The sequence below is a fragment of the Maritalea porphyrae genome, assembly GCF_027213965.1.
GTDB classification, from domain to species: domain Bacteria; phylum Pseudomonadota; class Alphaproteobacteria; order Rhizobiales; family Devosiaceae; genus Maritalea; species Maritalea porphyrae_A.
Map to the genome: position 1 here is coordinate 1 of NZ_JAPWGX010000012.1, position 1,220 is coordinate 1,220.

A 1,220-nucleotide genomic window follows, 5' to 3' on the forward strand; every position below is an offset into this window, starting at 1 on the left:
TCAGGTTCTTTCACGGCTGCATTGCCGTGGCTGAGATAGGCTTTGGCGGCCTGTTGTTGCAACCCGCGTGCATCTTGTTGAGGTGGCGCTTGTGGTGTGGGGCGTTCCTCTGGTGCTTGCTCAGATGATGCTGGCGCTTGGCTCGCATCAAGTCGGAACTGTTCCACCACCCGATCAAGTTCTGAAGCTTGGCTTTCGGTCTGATCAATCGCTGCATTGGTTTCTTCAACCAAGGCCGCATTGTGCTGGGTCATCTCATCCATTTCGCGGATGGAGTGAGAAATATCGTTGATCGATGTGGCCTGTTCTTGGCTTTCGCGCGCAATCTCATCCATGAGCGCGGTAACCCCTTTAACGCTTTCCACAATGCCGTCTAGGTTCTCAGAGGCTTGTGATACCAATTTGGTGCCCCCATCAACCTCAGCCCCAGATTGTTCAATCAACACCTTCACTTCAGATGACGCTTGGGCAGCAGACTGGGCCAAACGACGCACTTCAACCGCCACAACCGCAAAGCCCTTGCCCGCTTCTCCGGCACGTGCCGCTTCAACAGAAGCATTTAGGGCCAGCAAGTTGGTTTGAAAGGCAATATCGTCAATCATGCCGATAATGTCAGAGATCTTATTGGACGAAGCTGTGATGCGCTGCATGGCTTTATTGGCCTCTGCCATCACCTCGCCGCCGCGTTCGGCCACTTGGCTGGCTTCCCCAGCTGAAACCTGGGCCCGCTTGGCCCGCTCGGTATTGTCGCGCACGGTTTCGGCCAATTGCTCGGTCGCCGCTGAGGTTTCTTCAATCGAAGCGGCTTGACGGGTGGTGCGTTCAGACAAATCGTTGGCACCAGACAGGATCTCCCCGGTTGCCGTTTTAAGCGCCCGTGATGTAGCGCGCAGGCTCGAGATCACCTCGGTCAGCTTATCCCCCACCCGGTTGGTGTCGTTCTTCAATTGCAAGAAGGCGCCTTGATAGTCCCCTTCCATGCGCATGGTCAGGTCGGTATTGGCCAATGCGGCCAAAACTTCGCCGGTTTCGGTGACGCCTCGGTCTACCGTTGCCACCAAGTCGTTCACCCCATGGGCCAAACGATTAAGTTCTTCATCGGGGAATTCAGCTTCCACCCGACGGGTGAAATCACCCGCAACCGCTGCGTCCACAACTTCGCCAAAGGCACGTTGCAGTTCTTGCATCATATCCGCACGTTCCACCATGCGCTGCTTGGA

General features: G+C 55.9%; 1 protein-coding gene. It reads right to left on the minus strand.

Going from position 1 to position 1,220, the window contains the following annotated elements; all coding sequences use genetic code 11:
- Positions 1 to 1,220, minus strand: a 1,220-nt coding sequence (locus O4H47_RS17825) for a methyl-accepting chemotaxis protein (protein WP_269395374.1), incomplete at both ends; no start/stop codon positions are given.